This is a genomic window from Embleya sp. NBC_00888 (assembly GCF_045207655.1).
GTDB lineage: Bacteria > Actinomycetota > Actinomycetes > Streptomycetales > Streptomycetaceae > Embleya.
Genome location: NZ_CP108784.1, coordinates 232,575 through 254,138 on the forward strand (window position 1 = coordinate 232,575; position 21,564 = coordinate 254,138).

Annotated in this window: 17 protein-coding genes and 2 pseudogenes; 10 read left to right on the plus strand and 9 right to left on the minus strand. The window is 68.9% G+C overall.

The features are described 5' to 3' along the window. Window positions 1-76: 76 nt before the first annotated feature. On the minus strand, window positions 77-475 hold the full coding sequence (locus OG948_RS00970) for a hypothetical protein (protein ID WP_406292953.1): 399 nt from the start codon (window positions 473-475) through the stop codon (window positions 77-79). Between OG948_RS00970 and OG948_RS00975 the strand changes: the two genes are divergently transcribed. Continuing rightward, the gene (locus OG948_RS00975; RefSeq protein WP_406292955.1) at window positions 465-893 is read left to right on the plus strand and encodes an NUDIX domain-containing protein; all 429 of its coding nucleotides are present in this window, start codon (window positions 465-467) and stop codon (window positions 891-893) included. The two genes, OG948_RS00970 and OG948_RS00975, sit on opposite strands and share 11 nt — an antisense overlap. A 325-nt stretch (window positions 894-1,218) precedes the next feature. Here the strand turns inward: OG948_RS00975 and OG948_RS00980 are convergent, their stop codons facing one another. The 6 genes from OG948_RS00980 to ltrA (OG948_RS01005) form a co-directional block, all read right to left on the minus strand. Further along, window positions 1,219-3,702 carry a hypothetical protein gene (locus tag OG948_RS00980; RefSeq protein ID WP_406292957.1) on the minus strand — a complete coding sequence of 828 codons (2,484 nt, stop codon included), beginning with the start codon at window positions 3,700-3,702 and terminating at the stop codon, window positions 1,219-1,221. Window positions 3,703-3,958: 256 nt separating this feature from the next. After that, window positions 3,959-4,174, minus strand: coding sequence for a hypothetical protein (locus OG948_RS00985; protein ID WP_406292958.1), 216 nt, complete (start codon window positions 4,172-4,174; stop codon window positions 3,959-3,961). Between the two features lie 70 nt (window positions 4,175-4,244). Further along, window positions 4,245-4,496, minus strand: a complete 252-nt coding sequence (locus OG948_RS00990) for a hypothetical protein (protein ID WP_406292960.1) — start codon at window positions 4,494-4,496, stop codon at window positions 4,245-4,247. 450 nt (window positions 4,497-4,946) lie between these two features. Beyond that, on the minus strand, window positions 4,947-5,414 hold the full coding sequence (locus OG948_RS00995) for a group II intron maturase-specific domain-containing protein (protein WP_406292962.1): 468 nt from the start codon (window positions 5,412-5,414) through the stop codon (window positions 4,947-4,949). Window positions 5,415-5,475: 61 nt separating this feature from the next. After that, window positions 5,476-6,738: a group II intron reverse transcriptase/maturase gene (gene ltrA, locus OG948_RS01000; RefSeq protein ID WP_406292964.1), complete on the minus strand. Its 1,263-nt coding sequence runs from the start codon at window positions 6,736-6,738 to the stop codon at window positions 5,476-5,478. A 542-nt stretch (window positions 6,739-7,280) separates the two neighbouring features. Next, the gene (ltrA, locus tag OG948_RS01005; RefSeq protein ID WP_406292966.1) at window positions 7,281-8,135 is read right to left on the minus strand and encodes a group II intron reverse transcriptase/maturase; all 855 of its coding nucleotides are present in this window, start codon (window positions 8,133-8,135) and stop codon (window positions 7,281-7,283) included. 1,674 nt (window positions 8,136-9,809) lie between these two features. Here ltrA (OG948_RS01005) and OG948_RS01010 point away from each other — a divergent pair. From OG948_RS01010 to OG948_RS01050, 9 genes and pseudogenes are all read left to right on the plus strand, one after another. After that, entirely contained in the window at window positions 9,810-10,673 is an 864-nt protein-coding gene (locus OG948_RS01010; RefSeq protein WP_406292968.1) for a DnaB-like helicase N-terminal domain-containing protein, read from the plus strand. 73 nt (window positions 10,674-10,746) lie between these two features. Further along, window positions 10,747-11,031: a hypothetical protein gene (locus tag OG948_RS01015; protein ID WP_406292970.1), complete on the plus strand. Its 285-nt coding sequence runs from the start codon at window positions 10,747-10,749 to the stop codon at window positions 11,029-11,031. Between the two features lie 960 nt (window positions 11,032-11,991). Next, window positions 11,992-12,282 carry a lactococcin 972 family bacteriocin gene (locus OG948_RS01020; protein WP_406292972.1) on the plus strand — a complete coding sequence of 97 codons (291 nt, stop codon included), beginning with the start codon at window positions 11,992-11,994 and terminating at the stop codon, window positions 12,280-12,282. Between the two features lie 111 nt (window positions 12,283-12,393). Beyond that, a complete protein-coding gene (locus tag OG948_RS01025; protein WP_406292973.1) occupies window positions 12,394-14,484 on the plus strand; it encodes a bacteriocin-associated integral membrane family protein in 2,091 nt (696 codons plus the stop codon). Beyond that, complete coding sequence (locus tag OG948_RS01030) at window positions 14,481-15,152, plus strand: ABC transporter ATP-binding protein (RefSeq protein WP_406292975.1); 672 nt, start codon at window positions 14,481-14,483, stop codon at window positions 15,150-15,152. Before OG948_RS01025 ends, OG948_RS01030 begins: the two co-directional genes overlap by 4 nt. A gap of 892 nt (window positions 15,153-16,044) precedes the next feature. Next, on the plus strand, window positions 16,045-16,578 hold the full coding sequence (locus tag OG948_RS01035) for a PadR family transcriptional regulator (RefSeq protein ID WP_406292977.1): 534 nt from the start codon (window positions 16,045-16,047) through the stop codon (window positions 16,576-16,578). Then, on the plus strand, window positions 16,575-17,279 hold the full coding sequence (locus OG948_RS01040) for an ABC transporter ATP-binding protein (RefSeq protein ID WP_406292978.1): 705 nt from the start codon (window positions 16,575-16,577) through the stop codon (window positions 17,277-17,279). Before OG948_RS01035 ends, OG948_RS01040 begins: the two co-directional genes overlap by 4 nt. Further along, a complete protein-coding gene (locus OG948_RS01045; RefSeq protein WP_406292979.1) occupies window positions 17,276-19,588 on the plus strand; it encodes an FtsX-like permease family protein in 2,313 nt (770 codons plus the stop codon). Before OG948_RS01040 ends, OG948_RS01045 begins: the two co-directional genes overlap by 4 nt. 487 nt (window positions 19,589-20,075) lie before the next feature. After that, window positions 20,076-20,387, plus strand: a pseudogene (locus OG948_RS01050) (transposase); the annotation flags it as partial. A gap of 47 nt (window positions 20,388-20,434) precedes the next feature. On the opposite strand, the pseudogene OG948_RS01055 reads toward OG948_RS01050, so the two are convergent. Together OG948_RS01055 and OG948_RS01060 are read right to left on the minus strand one after the other, a co-directional pair. Continuing rightward, window positions 20,435-21,126 (minus strand): annotated as a pseudogene (locus tag OG948_RS01055) (ISAzo13-like element transposase-related protein); the annotation flags it as partial. A gap of 18 nt (window positions 21,127-21,144) precedes the next feature. After that, window positions 21,145-21,534 (minus strand): hypothetical protein, encoded by a 390-nt coding sequence (locus tag OG948_RS01060; RefSeq protein WP_406300396.1) that lies wholly within the window; start codon window positions 21,532-21,534, stop codon window positions 21,145-21,147. Between the last annotated feature and the right edge of the window lie 30 nt (window positions 21,535-21,564).

Below are 21,564 nucleotides of genomic sequence, written 5' to 3' on the forward strand. Positions count from 1 at the left end.
CCCACTGAGGACCGGAGCGGCGGAGGAAGACGAGGAACACAGCCACACTCGGACTCTACCGATGAGTCCGATGTGTTCAGTCGTTGTCGATGAGGTTGAGGCCGTGGTCGAGGTGGGCGTGGAATGTGGGCCGGGCGCCGGTCGGACCGCTCAGGACGAACTCGTAGGCGGCGTCGTCGGGGTCCAAGAGGTGTCCGCGGACTTCCGCTTCGTACCAGCCGGGTGGTACGGCAATGCGACGATGCCGGGGATGGTCGGGTGTCCACTTCGTGAGGTAGCCCAGGCCACACAGCAGCAGCTCTCCCGACCGGACGTGCAGAACCCACCCGGCGGATGTCACCTTGGGGTCCTGCCACGGTGAAGGGCTCCGGGCGTGGCGTACGAGCACGGTGTAGAAGCCGGGATCGATGTTCTGCGCGGGAATCGCGATGCCGTCACGTACGACCCGATCGCCCTGCTCACTCGTGCTGAACAACTGCAGCAGATTCCTGCCGACGACGAGGTATACGGAACGCCACTCCGGCAAGCTCGACCCGGGCGAGACGCCGACCGCGGCCTGCGCCCGCGAGGCGTGGGAGGAGACCGGCGTCATCGTCGACCCCGACCACCTCAGGCTCGCCCATACCGTCCACCACCACCAGGGCGACGGCGCCCCCGACCGCATCGGCTTCTTCTTCGAAGCCACCGCGTGGGAACACGAACCGGTCAACAGGGAAGCCGACAAATGCCTGCGCCTGGCGTGGTTCGCCGTCCACGACCTCCCTGACGACCTCATCCCCTACCCGGAGGCCGGCCTGCGCGCATACCTCGACGGCGACCCCGGCATCACCGTGCACGGCCGGCCGGACGACACCGAACGCGTTCGACGGACTGAATCACCGACCCGAGAGTGATTCGCACCGACAGCCGATGCGCGGGACTCTCCCGATCGACCGGCAGGCTTTGTGTGCCGCAACTGTGAACGGACGCCCCGAGCCACGGAGTTCGAGCTGCCCACGACGCGCAGGCCCTGACGCATCGTGGGCCGCCGGTTCGGGACGTTCGGTCGTTCAGTGCCCGGTGAGCACGATGACGGCGTCGGCGCCGAGGGTCCGCGTGATCCACTCGTGCGGTTACGGGAGGGCACGCGTCCGCAACGCGGCGCGGGTGGCGACTCGATCGGCGGCATCGACCGGGAGGGAAACCGGCTTCGAGGCCACCCGTACGGGTGAGCGGCTTCTACCCGCCGGCGACGGATGCGGCGGCCACGTCCAGGAGTTCGCCGAGTGTGCCGTGGAACTCCGGGGCGAGGTGCACCGCGACCGCCCACGCGTCGACCGACCTCCCGAGCCGCGCGCGCAGCAGGGCGCCGAGTTCCGCCGTCACCGGGTGGTCGACCTCGAACCGGGCAAACAATCGCAACGTGTACGGCACGAACCGGCATTCGTCGACGACATCGCGCACGGTCAGCCGCCCGTCCCGCAGATGCGCCTCCGGCCAGCCGCCGCCGTCCTCGATGCGGGTCCCGCGCCGCAGCCCCGCCACGCTCAGTTCGCGTGGGCAGTCGGGGTGGCGCAGCGCGCCCATCAGCGCGTGCGTCGGCAGCGGATCGAACGCCTGCTCGTGCTCCGCCGCGATCAGCGCGTCCCACGGCAGTGGGTCCCACTCCTCCAACACTTCCGCCGGAGCGTCCTCGCTGCGCAGCGCGGCGATCATCCGGTCGCGCGCGGTCGGCCCGGTGATCCAGGCCCGCAGGAGTGCCGGCCCGTCGGGCGCGGCGAGCGCCTGACGCGCGACGGTGTCCGCCCCACCCGGTACGGGGGTCCCCCAGCTGCCGCGGAGCGTGCGGAGGTCGGTCTCCGCGATCAGCGTCGCGACCTCGTCCCGCCCGGCGCGTTCCCACAGTACGACCAACGCCCGCAGCCTGCCGACCTCGGTGCGGGGGATGCCCTGCCTGATCGTCTCGCGCAGTACGCGCGGTTGGCCGGACAACGCCGCGAGCCGGAACCGCTCGTCGCGCCCCCCCACTTCGTAGCGCCGCAGGTCGGCCAGCACGTCCTCGGCCACCGGCACCGCGCCCGCACGGCCCGCGCGGTCGACGCCGGCGAGGACGCGGGCCCGCTGTGCGCCGGTGATCGGCCCGTACCGGAAGAGGGCCGCGTTGACGTCCGGGTCGTCCAGGTCGAGGAGTTCCGCGACCGCGTCGGCGGGTTGCTCGACGAGCGCGGCCTGGCCGAGGGCCGCCGTCTTGCCGTGCGTGTCCCGGATCCGCCGGCGCAGCCCGGTGTCGGCGGCGCTCGGCATGAGCAACTGCTGTGCGGCGCGCGGGTCCAGGATCGCCACGAGCGCGTCCCGGACGTCGGGTGCCGCGTGCGCGAACAGGACGAGGAACGCGAAGTCGCCCGGGGCGGGCGCGGTGGCGGCAGGGACGGCCGCCCTCGGCGGAGCCGGCTCGCCGGTCGAGGCGAGGACCGAGGCGACCAGGTCGACCGGCGTGCCCCGGGTGTTCCCGTGGCCCCGGCACAGCGCCGTCCACGCGGCGGGGGAGGCGCCCAGTCGCGCGGCGAGGCCGGCCAGCGCCGCGCGTACCGCGGGCACGTCGGTGGGCAGGCACTCGAACACCACGTGTGCGGGAGCCGCTTCGGCCAGCACCCGCACGGGGTCCAGGGCCCCGGCCCGCAGGCCCTTGGCCAGACCGTCGGCCCACTCCCCGCCGACCGGGTCCACCTCCGACGCAGTGAATACCTCGAGCGGCGGCACTCGGGGCGACACGTCGAAGACGGTGTACGGGTCCTCGCGCACCGCCGCGGCGTACAGGTCGTCGGGGCAGTCGGCGCGCACGGTCAACGCCGAGAGCGCGGGCCCCACGAACGGCCGACGGGCGTGCTCACCGCGGACCAGCTCCCAGTCGACCTCCGGGAGTTCGGCGAAGGCGGCGACAGCGCGGCCGGCGTACCCGTGGCCGAGACGGTCGACGCGCACGCGCGCGGCGTCGGCCGGACGCCTCTCCCACTCGCCGGCCGCGCGCCGTACGCCCGGCAGCAGCCGGTCGAGCGCGGTCGGCGACGCGGCGGCCTCCGCCGCGTCGCCCCACCGGCCCGCGAGCTTCGGATGCCCGAGAGCGTCGCGCTCGGCAGCCGCGACGGCGAACTCCGCGACCACGTCGTCGCCGACCCGGCGCAGCCGCCGGCAACCCTCGAGCAGCACCGCGGGCGGCAGATCGGGGCCGAGGGCGAGCAGCGTGCGGGCGAGCACCTCGGGGAACGGCGCCCGCAGCGCGGCGATCGGCCAATCGTCCGGAAGCCGATTGTCCGGACCGTCGGAGAGCAACTCCTCGACCAGGCATGCCGGCCGGTACCACCGCCTGTCGGACGCGTCCGCTGCGTCCAGCACCGCCGCGCGCACCGCGTCGGCCTCGGCGTCACCGGCCCGGCCCGCCCGCGAGTACAGCAAGGCGGACACCTCCGGCTCGCCCAGCCGCGCGAGCGCCAGACGCACCGCGAGGGAGGTGTGCGTGTTCCCCGCCAGCGCCTCCCACAGCCGGACCTCACCCGAGGCCAACACGGCGTCGGCCAACTCCGCCGGCATCGGTTCGTCCGCGCGAAGCCCAGCCTCGACCCGCCCCGCAAACCGGTCGACCAACGCCGAGTGACACACCGGATCGGCGGCCCGGAACACCACCACCAGCGACGCCGCGTCCGCGCCATGCGCCAAGACCCCCACGTCCCCCGCCCTTTCCTCCTCCGCCCGCACGACCGAGAGCGACCGCCGTGCTCGGGCCACCCGGCAATCCGCCCTCAGCGTGCCACAGCCCCCACGCTCCCTGCGTTTGCCCGCCGGGCCGCCCAACCGGGAACGCCCGCCGTGGCCGGGCCACGCGGCGATCCGCCCTCAGTGCCACCGCCGGCTGCGAGCCGTGACCCTGCTTCCGGCGAGCGAGCACGTACAACACGCCCCGGGCTGATCCGACGGACCCCGATCAGGGGGCCTGTCCGCCGAAGTCGGTGGCGTGGTCGGCAGCCCAGGCGGCGAAGTCGCGGGCCGGGCGGCCGATGACGTCGCGGATGGTGTCGGTGACCGGTGCGGGGTGGTCGACAAGGGCGGCGAGGCGGCGGATTCGGGTCTCGACGACCTCCGCGTCGGCCCACCGGCCCAGGCGCATCGCGCGGTAGTCGTCCGGTGGTTGCGTCAACATCGAGACCGACCGGGCCGAGGACATCCGATGAGCTCGGCCTGCCGGCGCGCGGTGAGGGATTCGGGCCCGGTCAGGGTGTGGACGGCTCCGTGATGCCCCGGCTCGGTCGAGGCGCACCGGCGACCGGCGCGATGTCGGCCTCGTGGATCAGCGCCGAGCTCGAGTCGGGAAAGGCCTCGTGGACCACGCCGTCACCGCGGATCGACTCGGCCCTCAGCAGCCGGTTGGTGGCGAACCCGCCGGAGCGCACGAAGGTGTACGGGATCGCCGAAGCGCGGACCGCCAGTTCGGCCTCGCCGTGGGACCACCGGCTGTATCTCACCCAACGGTGGCACACACGAGGACACAGCCTGGCAGTGGCCAACCCCAACCACACGTCCACGCAAGGGAGTTCCTGGAGACTCACCGCCCGGCCCGTGATCGTCCTCCCCGAAACGATCACCCTCGCCCGCGTCCTCGCACGCCGGCCACGGACACCCCGACCGAAGGCCACCCGGACGTGACCGCATTCCTCGGACACGCCGCCCACGCGCTCGGCTCCGGCCGCCTCGCCCCCGAACCCCGAAGGCCATTTCTTCTGCCGATTCGACGGGCCGCAGCACGCTGACCTGGGCTGTCTCACTTGGCCTTGTCCCTGACGTGCGAACCGGACGAGGTCAAGTGAAACGGAGGCAATGTCTCGTGCCGAGTAGCCGAGGGGAGTTTCACCCCTCGGCTCTCACAGAACCGTGCATAACAGTCTCCCGTTACACGGCTCTTGTCGTCCTGATCATCAGATCAGTGAGGCGTCCACGGTGAGGCGCCAGTGCGCGAACATGCGGGGGTATCGCCGGGCGATCTCCCGCAGTTTCGCGGTGGCCTTCCGCTTGGCCTTGAGCCGTTTGTACTTCTGGCGGATCCAGCGCACCAGGTAGGCGTTGATGCGCATCAGGAAGGGGTGCAGTTCCCACGGCCGGAAGCGGCCGAAGTAGTTGATCCAGCCCGCCACCATGGGGTTGACCCAGCGGGCGAGCTCGTTGAAGGACAGATCGGAGCGGGTGTGCAACTGCCAGGAGCGCACCTCCCGGCCGATCCTCGTCAGGGCGTCTCGGCTGACGGCCGGTTCGAACGACAGGAAGAGCCTGCCGTGTCGGTTCCGGTTTCGTCTGGCGCGGAACGTGTATCCGAGGAAGGTGAACGCCTCGTGCTCGAAAGAGCCTCGGCGGGAACCGTTCTGTCGGGTGGCCCGGGGGAATCGCACCCCCGGGCTCCCACAGATCCCGGCGTGACAGTCTCCCGTCACCGGGCTCTTACTGTCCTGGTCACCACACGCGCGGTACCGAAGGAACCCATTGCCAATGCACAAGCAGGCGAGGGTATCGCTTGACGATCCCTTGCCAGCTCTCCTGGGCCTTCTTCCTTGACCGCAGCCGTTTGTATTTCTGACGGATCCATCGCACCAAGTAGGCATTGATGCGCGTCAGGAGGGGATACAGCGCCGATCTGTAGAAAGCGCCATAATAGTTTATCCAACCCCGCACGATCGGGTTGACCTCCCGTACGAGGTCCATGAAGGTGTGACCAGTGCGTGAGTGCAGCCTCCAAGACCGCACTTCTGCGCTGATCCTGTTCAAGGCATCCTTACTGATCGCAGGCAGGAACGAGGTAAACATCCTCCCCTCCTTGTCCCGCGCTCCGCGAGCCCGGAACGTATACCCCAGGAAGGTGAACGACGTGTACTCATGCGAGCCACGCCGCGTCCCGTCCCGGCAATAGACGATCCTGGTCTTCTCCGGATGCAGCGCCAGCCCGACCTCATCCATCCGCTCCGTTAGCGCCTTGAGTACAAAACGTGCCTGGCGTTCACTGAAACAGTGCAACACTGCATCATCCACATAGCGTTCGAACCTGATGGCCGGGAACTTCCTGGCCATCCATGTATCGAAGGCGTAGTGGAGGAACAGGTTGGCGAGTACGGGTGAAACCGCAGACCCCTGAGGGGTTCCACGGTGGCGCTGCTGCAAGGTTCCGTCGGGTAGTTGCAGCGGGGCATTGAGCCACCGTCGCACATACAGCACCACCCACGGGAGGTCGGTGTTCGCCTCCACCGCTTTGACGATCAGATCCCACGGGACACTGTCAAAGAACTTCCGGATGTCGAGGTCGATCACCCAGTCGGCTTTCCAACAGCGTCGCCGGCAGACCTCGACTGCGTCCAACGCGGAGCGCCTCGGCCGGTACCCATAGGAGTCCGGATGGAAGATCGGTTCGACCTTCCGCTCCAATACCTGAGCCACTACCGTTTGCGCAATCCGGTCGCCCACAGTCGGCACCCCGAGAATCCTGGTGCCACCGCCATGCGTCTTGGCGATCTCCACCGCCTGCACGGGGGGCGGGAAATACGAACCGGAGGACATCCTGTTCCAGATCTTATACAGGTTTCCCTTGAGATCCTTCTCGAACTCCTCGATCGATACCCCGTCGACCCCCGGTGCACCCTTGTTCGCCTTGACCTTCTTGTATGCCTCCCAGACCGCCCGTTTCGAGATTTCGAACGGCTTGCCTGACGATTTCAACTCGTCCACGCGACTCCTCCCGGGCATCAGCCCGGTTGATCGAACGAACAACAGTCACGGACAGCCCGGCCCCTTCGCTCCACCCCCATTACAGGAGCTTCATCACTACTACGAACCGGTCCGCCGGCGGACCCCAACTCGGTACTCAGCTCCTTATGGTTCCTGCCACTTGGAGCGCTCCCTTTCGCCTACCCGAAGGTTGACGGCATGGGGCCCGCCTTCTCCCGTTCCATACGGAAGCGGCAGATCAGGATCACGTCGTCTACATGCCGGACACCGCCTGGCCAATAAACGGGCACCCGCCAGACTGGTCCCGGGATAACTGCAACATCCCGGTTTTGATGTCAGTTGTTCGTGTTACGACACGTCAGCAACGATTCGCTTGCGCTCGTCTTCCTGATCCCTACCTGACGCCTCACGGGCGCCTTTTCCTCATCGCTCACCACGACGGTCTTCAGCCAACGCAGCATGAGGCGGTTTCAAGCCTCCCCCCGCAGGGCGACTTCGAAGGGCCTTCCTTCATCTTCCGTACAGCACCGCGTCAAATAGCTCTACCTACATAAAGCTCCCCTTCGCGTTCGGGACACACTGCAGTACACGATCCGGGTCTTGTCCGGGTGCAAACGCAGCCCGACCTCGGCCATCCTGTCCGTGAGCGCGGTCAGGACCTCGCGGGCCTGGCGCTCGGTGACGCAGTGCAGCACCGCATCGTCCGCATAGCGTTCGAACCAGATGGTCGGGAACTCCCGGGCCATCCACGTGTCAAACGCGTAGTGCAGGAACAGGTTTGCCAGAACAGGAGAAACCGGGGCCCCTTGCGGGGTCCCACGTTCCCGTTCCACCAGGGAGCCGTCGGGCATGACGAGCGGGGCAGCGAGCCACCGCCGCACGTACAAGTTCACCCAAACGGCGTCGGTGTGCGCTTCCACCGCCTTGAGCAGCAGGTCCCAGGGCACGCTGTCGAAGAACCTGGCGATGTCGAACTCCACCACCCAGTCCCGCTTCCAGCAGCGCTCCCGGCATTTCGCCACCGCGTCCAAAGCGGACCGTCCAGTCCGGTATCCGAAGCTGTCCGGATGGAAAGCCGGCTCCACCCTCCGCATCAGATGCCGGGCCACCACGGTCTGTGCCACCCGGTCGGAGACAGCGGGAATGCCGAGCATCCTCGTGCCACCACCGTGCGGCTTGGGAATGGCCACCGCACGCACCGGCGGCGGAAAGTAGGAACCCGACGACATCCTGTTCCAGACCTTGTACAGATTGTTCTGAAGGTCTTTCTCGAAGTCGGCGATGCTCTGCCCGTCCACCCCAGGAGCGCCCTTGTTCCCCCTGACTTCCTCCCACGCCTCCTTGACTTCCCATTTCGAAATATCAAACGGCTTGACCTGAGACTTCAACTGGCCCATCGAACTCCTCCCGGAGAACATCCGGTTGATGCGATCAACACAGTCACGAACGACCCGACCCCTTCACTCCACCCCCGTTACAGGGGCTTCATCGCTACTACGAGCCGGTCCGCCGGCAGGACCCGCGTCGGTACTCGACCCCTTGCAGTGTCCGCTGCTTGGGGCACTCCCTCTCGCCCGCTACTACGCGGCGGGCAGTATCGGACCTGCCTTCTCCTGTTCCACGCGGAAGCCGCAGACCGGACTCACGTCACCTACATGCCGGACACCACCTGGCCAATAGGCGGGCACCCGCCAGGCTCATCCCGGAGTTCGTCTCACACCCCGGTTCCGATGTCATCTGTCTGTCTTTCGACACGTCAGCAGCGATTCACTTGCGTTCGTCTTCCCGGTCCCCACCTGACGCCTCTTACGACGCCTTTTCCTCATCGCTCACCACGACGGCCTTCAGCCAACGCAGCATGAGGTGGTTTGGAGCCTCCCCCGCAGGGCGACTCCGAAGGGCCACAAAACCTTCATCATCCGCACAGCACCACTCATGGAAGCTGTCCTACGACCAACTCCCTTTCATGTTCAGGACACAAGAAACGGGACACCTCCTCGCACGGCCGCAGGGTCAGCGCTGCATGTCCGCAGATTTAGACCCCGGATGACACTCGGATACCGCGAATCTCGGAACCGGCACCGAGAGGGCGACGCGTGCTCGGCCGTCCTCGCGGGTTCGGCGCGCCCCATATGCCGATTCGAACCCGCGTTCTGCTCGGCGGAGGGCTGCATCTGTAACACCTGCGCGGTCTGTGGGACGTGAAAGACACTGTCGAGTCGTTGACGGTGGTGGTCCGTCCTGCCTGGCAGACCGGACCGCGAGCTTCCTCGTCGACCCGACCGCATCCTCGGAAGCGGGTGTCTCGCTGCGACCGGGCCAAAGGCCGTGGAGCTTGCAGCGATCCCGGCGCCGAGCGGATGCCTCGCGAGCGCGTGACGACGGTGGTCGGCGGGGCCCGCCACAGAGTCCTGTCCGGGTCGGGCGGCGTTTCCGCCCGACCCGACCGGTGGCAATTCATACCTACGAGCCCTCGGCGGTCGGCGGGGCGCGCCGGACGGGTGCAAGAGGGTGGGGAGTCCGTCGAGGCGTGGGCGACCCGCTTGGTCGGCGCCGACGCTTCAGCAGGCAATGGTCCGCCGGCTCCAGGCGATGTGCTCCGCCTCAGCCACCGCTTCACGACGTACCTCGAACGGATCACGCCCGTCGGTCCGTTCGGGATAGCGGCGGGCCGGTGCGCGGCCTCGGCAAAGTACAGGGCCAAGCGGAGACGTTCGGGGCTGACGAAACGAGCGTCGAAGGTCTCCGAACTTCCGCCTTGAGGCATCTGGCTCTGGGTAAGGAACGCTCCCTCCAGCACCCGCAGATACGGAGTGGCAGGGGGCTTTCCACAATGCCAGCCGCCGGCGATGGGTGCCGTGTCCGGGCAGACTTTCGATGCCCACGGCACCCATGCCTGTCGCCCCCCACACGCGAGTCGCGAGCGTGTCGAGAACCGCGCGTTCGATCGCCTCGGCGTCTCGGCCCGTGGGGGTGCCGAAGTCGGCAAGGAGCCGCCCGCTCACGCTGCCCTGTACCGCGCCCTGCTCGACCACCGCGTGGACCCGAGCCCGGCCATGGTGCATCGCACCATGGCACTCGTGCGTGCCGCCGGCACCCGCTCCGCCGGCATCAACCCCGTCTACGCGCACACCCTCATGGTGGCCTGCTCCCACCCCCGCCACGCGCGCCTGTACGCCCGCATGGTCGTCGAGGCCGCCGACCACCGCGCCATCACCCGCCACGCGGTCCGCCTCCGACAGGTCGCCGCCGCGGACCTCGCCCGCGACGGTATCGACGACACCCTGGCCCATCACCAGGCCCTGCACACCGCCCTCGACGACCTCGCCCACCGCTGGGGCGAACCCCGACCCGCCATCACACCAAGCCCAATCCACCCAAACCCTCCTGAGTCGCCCTGCCCGCGTGTCCTGAACGAGGAACAGACCCTGATCGCCGCGCTGATCATGGACCCCACACCGCTGGACGACATCATGCGCTGGCTCCACCCCGAGGACTTCATCGACCAGACGCACACGGTCCTGTACGGATGCGTGACGGCCCTCGTCCGCCGCGGTGAGACCGTCGATCCCCTGACGGTGCTGTGGGAGGCCCAACGCCGCGGCCACCTGGCCGACGACAACCTCGATCCCGAACTTGTCCTGAACATAAGCGCATCCGGCGTCGCCGGGAGCAGCGACTACTGGGCACGGCGCGTCGTGCGCACCGCACTCCTTCGAACCGCCGTCGTCGGCGCCCGCGCCGTGCGCGCACTCGCCGACAACCCGACCCTGTCACCTCGGTCACTTGTTTGCGCAGCACGCGAAGCGCTCGCTCCGCTGGATGCGACCCGCGCCCGTTGGCACACCGCAACGCGGCTCCCCACGAAGGCTCCACGCCGTCACGCACCCGGGCGGCTTCGACCGCTGCCGACCGCTCGCCCACCACGAGTTTAACTCCCACGTCCCCACCAGCCCCGCCCCCCAGCGGGCCGAACGCGGAACATCCCTCGGCCACCGGGAGACGCCCATGACCGAAAACGCCTACCCCGTCTCATACCTGCGCCACCCACTCCACGTCGCCCAAGCGGTTGAACAGATCCGCCAAGCCCTCATCGACCCCCGTGCTGCCATCCTCACCGGCCGGTCCCCCGCCACCGGGGCACCTGGAACCGTCGCTCAACTGGCCTCGCTCCACGGCGTCCTGGCCTCCCTCGCCGCGCAGATCAGCGACGAGATCACCGCCCGCTCCGACGTCCACGCGCGCACGGCGGCCTCCCGGACCACGACCGACATGTTCGTCGACGCTTCGTAGTACGCGAGCGACGCCCTCGTCCACCTCGCCCAGGCCGTACGCCACGCCCAGGAACGGCAGGCCCTCGTCAACGGCGAACCCACACCCGAGGCCGATCCATCGCAGGCTCTTCCAGTACCTGGCCTACCGACTCACGGCCGCGACAACGGAACTGGGCCACCTCACATCGGCATTGCGCAGCGACCACCACGCGAGCGGCCACACCTACCCGTTTCCCACCAAGCGCGTGGTCGGCATCACCCCAATGGCCGGAAGCATCGTCGACGAGCAGTTCGCACTCGCCCACGCCCCCCACACGCGTGAGGCCGCTCTTCGCCGCTCGACGAGGCTCACCCCCATCTGCCCGACAACGGAACCGGGGCCGGGTGCGCACCCCGAACTCAACGAACCCCACCATTTGTTCCGAAGCGGGCACTAAGCCGTGCGGCAGGCCCTGATCTGGACTGATTTCGGGGATGCGCGAGGCACTTCGACAGCCGGTCGCCATAACGGCTGGGCGTCCATTGCACTTGGCTGAAACCGACAGTTGGGTATCCGTTGCATTTGGCGGAAACATGTCGGTTGGTTCGTCAATTGGCTGGAAGAACAGCCCCATTGTCAGCCCGGACCCCACAGCGTGCTGTCGACCCAAGCAAAAGGCCCCAGCATGCTGTTCGCCCGCTACTATTCCCCTTCAACGCCATCTGACCTGCGGTGGAGCAAGATCACCCGAACCTGCGCGCAGGGACCCGGCGCCCCAAACCCCGAGTGAAATACTTCATGGTTGGACGCAATTTCGGCATGTATCGCCGGTAGGCGAGTGCGTTGCATCACTTACTACGCACCCCGCGAATTACGGCCGATGATCGTGCCTGTCTTGATCCTTACTTACCTTCATCGCCATCCCCTGTGATTATTTTGTGTGTTCAACTTCGTTCGATATCCGCCCCGCCTGCCTTCACTGAAAGAGGTAATTTCGTGATGAAGCTCAAGCGTGCAGCAAAACTCGTGGCCGCGTCCGGTGCGCTGATCGTGGCGGTCGCCACCCCTGCAATGGCGACCATCGACTACCCCAGCGGCGGAACCTGGGACCACGGGGCCGGCACAGCCACCGTGTGGTCGCACTACCACCACCCGTCCGTCTGCCACGGCTCGACCTCGGTCGGCACCTACACCGAGCGCGCATCGGCGGGTGCCGGATCCTGGTCCTACACGAGCGCCACCGCCAAGGCGTGGGGCAACGAGACCTACTACAGGACCACCTGCAACTAGCAGTCAGCACGCGTAGCAGCCTCCGAAGGAGCCGTGCACCGCGGCCCCTTCGGAGGCATGCGCGCTTTCCCCATGGCCGGCCGATCCCTCTCATAGCCCTGTAGGACACGCATGCCGCATCGTGGCGTCAAGTTCGCGCACTTCGTCATCCTGGCGTTCTCCCCCCTGTTTTCCTTTCTGTTCCTCAAGAGCTTCGAAGAGCAGTGGACCCTGGGCTACGACACGGTCGTCCAGGTCACCGAGTCGCGGGACACCAGCACCAGCCAAGCCGTAGTGCAAGCCATCGAGACCTTCGCCCGCGACCATGACGTCACCGTGGGTCGGCAGGAGGTCGACCTGAAACAGCCGGACCGCAGCCGTGACCTCTACCTCACCGTGGCCGGCCCCCGCGCGAACTGGCTCGATGGCGGCTATCCGGCGTTCAACCCCGGACAGCCCACCAGGACCCGACCGCTCACCGACCTCTCCAATCGCGACCCGCAGGGCCTGTACTACCTCTTCGGCGATCCCAACGCCGTCGGACCCTTCCTCGAACTGCTGGAGCAGCACGGCCTCATCACACGGCACGTCGAGCCGACCTCCTTCGACCAGCTCTCCCTTGCCTACGACGGCAGCGCCCTGGTCGGATCCCTCGTCGTCGTCGCACTGGCCTGCTTCACCATGACCGGCGCCGGCGTTCTGCTCAGCGCCAAGTCCTACGGAGTGCTGCGTTTGCAGGGCATGTCCCTGCCCGCGATCCTGGCCCGCGACCTACGCCGCCTCGCGCGCTTCTGGACCACTGCCCTCGTCGTCGTGGCGGTCGCCGCAACCGGGCTGCTCGGCTGGTACAACCACCTTGCCTGGTTCGGCCTGTTCGCCATCGTCACCGCCGCAACGGCTGCGGCGTTCACCGCGCTCGTCCTCGCCGTCCACGCCGCGACTCTCGCACTGACCGCACGCATCGGTGTCCTGGCCGCCCTCAAGGGCGAGATCCCTGCCCGCGCCGCAGCCGTCGCGTCCTATCTCGTGCGTGTGCCCGCGCTCCTGCTCACCTTGGGAATCGCCGCCACGGTCCTGCAGGCCGGACAGGATCTGGTCCGCCGTGAGGACACTCTGGGCGTGTACGAGAAGGCGGGCGACGCCTCCTCCATCCGCCTCAGCGGCGCCCTCGGAGGCCCGGACGAAGTGACAAAGATGGAGGCGAAAATCGGCCCGTGGCTCCGTCAGGCCGACGCCGACGGCCGGATCGTTCTCGCCGGCCACATTGACCTTGCACGCTCAAGCGAAGCCCAGATGCTCCCTGCGAAACATCTGATGGTCGTCAACGAGACCTTCCTCGAACAGCAAAAGATCCTGGCCCCGGACGGCCACCGCTACCCCGCCACCAGAGGCCGCGACGGCCGCATCCTCCTTCTTGTCCCCGAGCACCTGGCGCCGTACACCGACAAGCTCACCACCCTGGTGCCGAGCATCGTCACCCCGTCCGATCCAGGCCGGATCACACCCGGGCAGATCGACGTTCGGCCCAGCGCAGACAGCCAGAAAATCTTCACCTACAACGCCCGCGGCGCCCGCCAAGCGGGGCGGGACCGGCCCTCGGACGCGTCCTTCCTCACCGACCCCGTCATCGTCGTCGTCCCCAACGGCACCGACTACATCACCGACATGGATTACACCGCCTACGCCTCCCAGCGCAGGATTGTCTTCCCGGACTCCGCCGACATCACCGCCGGCATCGACGCTCACGATCTGCGCGATGAAATCATCGGCACCAGCCCCGTCGCCGCCGACGCGGCCCAGGCCATCCGCGAAATCACCGCCGACTTACGCCTGAGAGTGTTCAACCTGGCCATCGCCCTCATGGTTCTGCTCGTCACCGGAATCGGCGTCGTCATCGTCCACACCCGCCACAACGCCCAGCGGATCTTCGCCCGGCACATCCACGGCTGGACATTCGCCGCGACCCACCGCACTCTCCTGGCCGCGGAAGCCGCGATCGTCGCCCTGCTCGTCTCCTGGATCCCCTACCAGGTCCACAAATCCAACCAGGGTCTCGAACGGTACAAGGCCATAGGCATCCCCCCACCCCGCGACCCCACGACCATCACCGGTCAGGACCTGACCGCCATCGCCTGCCTTGTCGCGGTCGAGATCACCGTCATCCTGCTTGTCCTGACCTTCTTCCACCGCCGTGTCGTCAAGGAAGGATCGACCGAAGCGTGATCGACCTGACCGGGCTGTCCAAGTCCTTCGGCCCCCGTACCCTGTGGCAGGACCTGACCTTCACCATCGAAACCAAGCGTCTCCTCGCTCTCACCGGCCCCAGCGGATCCGGCAAGTCCACCCTCCTCAACTGCCTCGGGCTCCTCGACACCCCCACCGTCGGCACAATTCGCCACAACGGCCAGGACATCACCAGGCTCAGCCACCGCAAAGCCCGCCTCTACCGCCGGGACACCCTCGGCTACCTCTTCCAGAGCTATGCCCTGATCGACAACGCCACCATCGCCGACAACCTCAGCCTCGCGGCCAAGCCCAGCCGCTCGCTCCGCGCCTCCCGCCCCACACTCGACCAAGCACTGGAGCAGGTCGGCCTGGCCGGCCGCGGAGACGACATCGTCCACCGCCTCTCGGGTGGTGAGCAGCAACGCGTCGCTCTCGCCCGCCTCATCGTCAAGCAACCCGCCCTCGTGCTGGCCGACGAGCCCACTGGTGCCCTCGACCCCGACAACACCCGCACGGTCATCGCCATCCTTCGCTCCCTGGCCGACACCGGCTGTGCCGTAGTGATCGCCACCCACGACCCCACCGTCCGGGACCTGTGCGACAGCGTCCTCCAAGTGGGCATCGACACCCATCCTCACCTCGTCAAGGAGAGCACCACTGCATGAATGCGCGTCTCTCCCGGCCTGTCGCCGTCGCCCTGGTTGTCGACGCCTTCGGTGCGTCCGTTGTGGTGGGCCAGGTGAGAGCCGCGCTGACGGCCTCATGGTCGAGTTCGAGACCGTTCGCGAAGGCGTGCAGGTGGGGAAGGCTGGATGCGCGGACGGCCTCGATCCACGTTGTCAACCCTGTGCCGTTGCCCGGATTGGGGACAACCCGTTTGGCGACCCCCTCACGAGAACCGCGATTTGCGTCATCTCGGGGCAGACGGCGGTGAGGTCTCGGATGAGTTCGGCATCGCTCTCGCGCAGGTTGCCGGGGCGCGTGAGGAAAAGCTGGGCGAAGCGCCTGGGCGTGGTCACGGGCCGGTCGCCTTCGGCGCGTCCTCGGGTGACAGAGCGGTGGAAAGGGTTGAACCTACCGGTGTAGCCGGCTTCCTCCGCCTGGCCTTCCTCACCCTCGCCACAGCCACAAACGACGACGGCAACTCACCACGTAGGACTCGCTCCAACCAAGGGCCATACTGCTGTCCGGTGTAGGCGTCGCAATCCACATCGAACCGGGAAGCCCTCGCTCGTTCAACCCCGCACCCCCATGCGATCCGCACCAACCTCCGCAGTCAGTACAACAGGCGAAACAGGCCGACGACCAGGACCACGCGACGAAGGCGACGTATGGCAGTCCGCGCAGCAACATCGTGGCGGCCATACGCCGCGTAAGGCCGCAGTGGCCGTGGCACCGGGTGGGCCTTTGATGGACCGCCTCCGCATCGAGGCCTCCGGTGGGTGAGTGTCGGCGGGTCTGGTGCGTTGGAGACCCCTGCGTGCACTTCCCTCCATTGCCCAGCCGACGGCCGAGTGAGTGAACTCCCCGTGTATACATCGAATGTATAGTCACGCCATGTCCATCGGCCATACCTTTCTGGGACTGCTCGAACAAGAGCCCCGCCACGTCTACGACCTCAAGCGCACGTTCGACAAGCGCTTCGGGAGCAGTCGCCCGATCTCGTACGGGCAGGTCCACGCGACGCTGTCCCGCCTGCTGCGCAACGGCCTCGTCGGGGTCGACGCCCTTGAGCCCGGCGCCGGACCCGAGCGCAAGCGCTACGCGATCACCGACGCGGGTCTGACCGACGTCGAGGAGTGGCTCGCCCGGCCCGAGAAGCCCGAGCCGTACCTCCGGAACACCCTGTACACCCTGTACACCAAGGTTGTCCTCGCCCTGCTCTCCGGTCGCGCCGCGGCCGAACTGCTGGACACCCGGCGCGCCGAGCACCTGCGGCTGATGCGCGAGCTGACCACGCGCAAGCACGCGGGTGACATCGCCGACCAACTCATCCGCGACCACGCGCTGTTCCACCTGGAGGCCGACATCCGCTGGCTCGAACCGACCCGGACAAGGCTCGACCGTCTCGCCGCGGAGGTGCAGGCGTGAACGGCACCGAGCCCGGGGCCCTGCTGGCCGCGGCGGACCTGCGCAAGACGTACGGCGCCACACCCGCGCTGAACGGCGCCTCGATCGAGATAGACGCCGGCGAGGTCGTCGCCGTGATGGGCCCGTCCGGATCGGGCAAGTCGACGCTGCTGCACTGCCTGGCGGCGATCGTCGCCCCCGATGGCGGATCGGTCCGGTACGCCGGGCAGGAGTTATCCACGATGTCCGATCGGGGCCGCAGCGCCCTGCGCCGGTCCGACTTCGGATTCGTGTTCCAGTTCGGGCAGCTCGTGCCCGAACTGACCTGCGGGGAGAACGTCGCGCTGCCGCTGCGCCTGAACGGCGTGCCGCGCCGCCAGGCGAACGCACGCGGCCGGGAGTGGCTGGAGCGGTTGGAGGTCGCCGAACTCGCCGACAGGCACCCCGGGGAGGTGTCCGGCGGCCAGGCCCAGCGGGTCGCGGTGGCCCGCGCGCTGGCCCCCGGGCCACGTGTGGTGTTCGCGGACGAGCCGACCGGCGCGCTCGACTCGCTCACCGGGGAACGTGTGATGCATCTGCTGACCTCGGCTGCCCGGGAGGGCGGCGCGGCGGTGGTGCTGGTCACCCACGAGACCCGGGTGGCCGCGTACTCCGACCGTGAGGTGGTCGTGCGCGACGGGCGCACGCCCACCGCGCGCCGTGTCCCGGCGGCGCGTCCGTGAGCCACCGGATCTCCCCCACCGCCCACCGGGGCGCGGCCTTCGGGCGGGCTCGCGCGACCGCGATGGGCGCGCGTTTCGCCGTCACCCGCGCGTCGTGGCCCCGGACGCTGCTGATGGTTGTCGGCATCGGACTCGGGACCTCGTTACTTCTGCTGGCGTCCGCACTGCCCGGCATGCTGGAAGCTCGCGAGCGGCGCGGCGCGGCGATCGTGGAAATCGCGAGCAGCCGGCTCACCGCCCCGGGCGAGAACACGCTCGTGATCGCCTACGCCAACACCGAATACCGCGACCGGGACGTGCGCGGCCGGCTGGTGCGTGCCGAAGGGTCGCGGCCACCGGTGCCACCGGGGCTGCGGGCGCTGCCCGGACCGGGCGAGATGGCCGTTTCGCCCGCGCTGGCGCGGCTGCTGGAACGGCATGATGGCGCGCTGCTGCGCGAGCGCCTGCCGTACCGGGTGGTGGCGACCATCGGCGACGACGGGCTGACCGGCCCGGCCGAGCTCTCCTACTACGCGGGCAGCGCCACGCTGGCCGTCGACGACGGCTCGCGCGTCGACGGCTTCGGCACACCACGGGGGTCCGCGAGGCTCGATCCGCTGCTGACGCTGCTCGTGGTGACCGCCCTGGTAGTGGTGCTGACGCCGGTGGCGGTGTTCGTGGCGGTCGCGTCGCGGTTCGGCGCGGACGCGCGCGAGCGGCGGCTCGGGGCCCTGCGCCTGGTCGGCGCCGACCTGTCCACCACCGGGTGGATCGCGGCCGGGGAGGCCCTCGCGGCGGCGGCGGGCGGCCTGACCGCGGGCCTGGTCCTGTTTTTGCTGGGCCGCCATGTGATCGGCTCGGTGGAGCTGTGGCGGCTGAGCGTGTTCCCCGCCGACGTGCAGCCCACCCCCGTGCTCGCGGTACTGGTCGTGGCGGCTGTGCCCCTGATAGCGGTGGCGGTGACCCGGGCGGGCCTGCGTAGGGTCGTGATCGAGCCCCTGGGTGTGGTGCGCCGGGCCCCGCGCCCGCCGCGGCGCGGGTGGCGGATCGTGCCCGGTCTCACCGGCGTCGTGCTGCTGCTGACCCTGATGAACGGCGGCGGCACGCGCGGCGGGGGCATGGCGCCGTGGCTCGCCGCCGCCGGGATCGTGCTCATGCTGGTCGGCCTCACCGCGCTGCTGCCGGGGGGTGTGAGTGCGGTCGCGGCCCGGGGCGGGCGCGGCCCGCTGCCCTGGGTGCTGGCCCGGCGCCGACTGGCCGCCGACGCGGCGGGCTCGACGCGGCTGGTCGGCGGCGTGACCGTCGCGGTGGCCGGCGCCATCGCGGTGCAGATGCTGCTGGCCGGCCTCGCCGGCACCTTCACCACACCGACCGGCCAGAACCCGGACCGCGCCGACCTGTTCGTGAGCACGAAGGGCGATCCGGCCGGTGCCACCGCGCTCGCCGCGACCGTCGGCGTACGCTCCGCGTTCACATTCACCGCAACGTCCGCGCGCGTGCGCGGGGCGGCCGGGGGCAACGAGATACCACTGGTCGTCGGCACGTGCACGGCACTTCGCGAACTCGCCGCAGTGGGCGCGTGCGCGCCGGGTGACGTGTTCACCGTGGCGTCGCCGTACGGGGAAACGCGGGTCGGGCCGGGCAGCGTGGTGGAGCTGACCATGACCGGTCGCGACGGCCCGGTGGCGTGGACCGTGCCGCGGTCGGCCACCGAGGTCGCCGCCGCGCCCGATCCGGTGCGCCAGTCGCGATACGGGCTGTTCCTGACGCCGGAGGCGCTGGGGGCCGCCGGCCGGTCGGCGGCGGGACGGCTGATCGCCTTCGTGCGCCTGGACCCCAACCGCCACGACGCCGCCGACCGGGTGCGCAACACGGCCGCCCGGATCGACCCGTCGGCGTCGATCCTTCCCGTGACCGCGACCACCGAGGATCGCATGTTCGCGAACATCCGCCGCGGGCTCCTCGCCGGGGCAACGCTGACGCTGGGCCTGGTCGCCGCCGGCATGCTCGTGTCGTCGCTGGAGCAGATGCGGGAACGACGGCGCCCGCTGGCCGCGCTTGCCGCGCTCGGCACCCCGCGCCGCACCATGGCGCTGTCGCTGATGGCCCAGGCCGCGGTGCCGATGGTGCTGGGACTGGCCCTCGCGCTGGCCGGGGGCCTCGGGCTCGGGTCGCTGCTGCTGGCGGTGTTCGGCGAACGCCCGCGCCTGGACCCGGGATTCGTCGCGTCGGTGACCGCCGCAGGCTGCGCCGCGGTCGTGGCGGTGACGGTGCTGAGCCTGCCCGCTCTGTGGCGCCTGATGCGACCCGAGGGGCTGCGCATGGAGTGACCGCCCGGAGGCGGGCCGAGTGCCGACGCCCCGCCGGAAGGTGTACGCGGCACGGGAGTCGGGGCATGGCCCCGGCACCGTGCCGTTCGCTCGCTCGCTCGCTACCTGACCGTCCCTCAGGCACCGTGTATCGCCGGGGAACCGGCGGCCGGGGGCGCTGGACTGCCGACCGCGCCGCGTTCGAGCGCGCCGCACCAGCGAGCGCCCACCCCGGCCGGCGTCCTGCGGACGCCGGCCGCGATCCACCGCCACCACCCTGGCGCTTGCCGCCACGTGCGTTGAAGAACCCGACGCGCGACCGGACTGTGTCACGTTGCGTGAGATGGCCTAGTACTCCAGACGCACTTGCCGATCTTGGTTCGAGAGTGCGGGAACCAGAGCAGCCACCGCGTGATCCAGGTGAGGTGTGTGGACTCAAAAGGATCGTGCGGTGGCTGCGGGTCACAGGATAGACCTCGACCGTTGGGCGTCGCTGTTCGGTGTGGTGATGTTGCGGGTCGGGGGTCGGTTCGTCCGAAGTGAACCCCGTTCGGCAGCGAAGGACTTCGTTGCCGGCTTGCTGTCGACGGTCGAGCGCAAGAACTGCTGGAACCTCGCCGAACATGCGGGTCACGGACGGCCCGACGCGATGCAGCGGCTGTTGCGGTCGGCCCGCTGGGACTCCGACGCGGTCCAGGGCGACCTCGTCGCCGAGCGTCTCGGGGTTCCCGACGGAATCCTGATCGTGGACGAGACCGGATTCCTGAAGAAGGGCGTTCACTCGGCCGGCGTCCAACGGCAGTACTCCGGGACCGCGGGGGCTTGTATCTGAATAACTGTCAGAGTTGATCCGCCGCGTGGACTTTGTCAGGCAGGTGGGATCGAATCTGTTCCAGGCTGCGAGCCGGCGATCCGGGCAGTGGTGTGACGACGATGCGGTGCAAGTCCAAGAGGCGGTGGCCGTCCTGGAACTGGTTGGAAAGGTTGGTGCGGGTGACGCCGAGCAGCTCCGCGAGGAGGGTGCTGGTGATCACCCTGCGGCGGCGTAACAGCGCTGCCAAAAGGCGGTGGTAGTGGTCCAGGCTGCTGGTCTGCGGGTGGAGGTAACTGCGTGGCCGGTGAAAGCGTCGTTGGAAGGCAGCCTCGGCCATGGCGTCCCAGTACGGTTCGGAAACTGCCACCAGGCGTTCGAAGTCGGACCTCGGCATGCCGGTCAGGGCCGGATCGGTGAGCATCGTGGTCAGGGCGGGGTCGATCCGGCGGGCGGTGATCGGCATCTCCGGCATTCGGGGCGGGACGGGCGCCAGGGTGTAGTTCCAGTCGCCGTGGAACGCGTCGGGCGTGATCGGCAGGGCTTGGAACTCGGCGGCGGTGACGGTCGCGCCCAGGAGGTAGCTGCCGGTGTCCAGCTCGGCGCCGATCGTCAGCCCGGTGCGGGTGGTCGTCGCGGCAATGGTCTCGATGACGACCTGGTAGCTGGTCAGCGGTCGGCCGCGCCAGTTCGCGGTGATGTGGCAGAACATCCGGTGTTCGATCTTGTTCCACTTCGACGTGCCGGGCCAATGCCGTTGCTTGAGTCAGTGAACTATCGCTGGGTGCAAGGTGATGACCTTCGCCGATGCCTTGCGGGTGGGCAGGAGCACCTGCCCTTTGGTCCGGTAGGAGTACTTTGAATCGGGCCGCTCGATCAGGCGGTCGGCCTCGCGTCTGCGTCGGGGGCCCCTGTCGAGTTTCCGGCGCGGTTTGGATGCCGGCATGGCCATGAACCGGCCGATCTTCACCGCGGTGGTCGTGGTCTGACTGACCACACTGCGCCGCACGTGCTTGAGCACCTTGAGGAAGGAGACCCGGTCCGGGTCGATGTTCCCGCCGTCGGCCTGCTCCATGATGATCCCGATCAGGCAGTGGTGGACGACCAGGTGCGCCCACGCCTCCTGGAACGCCAAGTCCGGGTCGGCCGAGCGCAAGACCTGCTGCGGGCCGCGCTGAAAAGGTCT

Coding starts and splice junctions, on each gene's coding strand:
- OG948_RS01010 (WP_406292968.1), top strand. CDS start 9,810: ATGGCACTCGTGCGTGCCGCCGGCACCCGCTCCGCCGGCATCAACCCC.
- OG948_RS01025 (WP_406292973.1), top strand. CDS start 12,394: ATGCCGCATCGTGGCGTCAAGTTCGCGCACTTCGTCATCCTGGCGTTC.
- OG948_RS01015 (WP_406292970.1), top strand. CDS start 10,747: ATGACCGAAAACGCCTACCCCGTCTCATACCTGCGCCACCCACTCCAC.
- OG948_RS01035 (WP_406292977.1), top strand. CDS start 16,045: ATGTCCATCGGCCATACCTTTCTGGGACTGCTCGAACAAGAGCCCCGC.
- ltrA (WP_406292966.1), bottom strand. CDS start 8,135: ATGGGCCAGTTGAAGTCTCAGGTCAAGCCGTTTGATATTTCGAAATGG.
- OG948_RS00985 (WP_406292958.1), bottom strand. CDS start 4,174: ATGTTGACGCAACCACCGGACGACTACCGCGCGATGCGCCTGGGCCGG.
- OG948_RS01020 (WP_406292972.1), top strand. CDS start 11,992: ATGAAGCTCAAGCGTGCAGCAAAACTCGTGGCCGCGTCCGGTGCGCTG.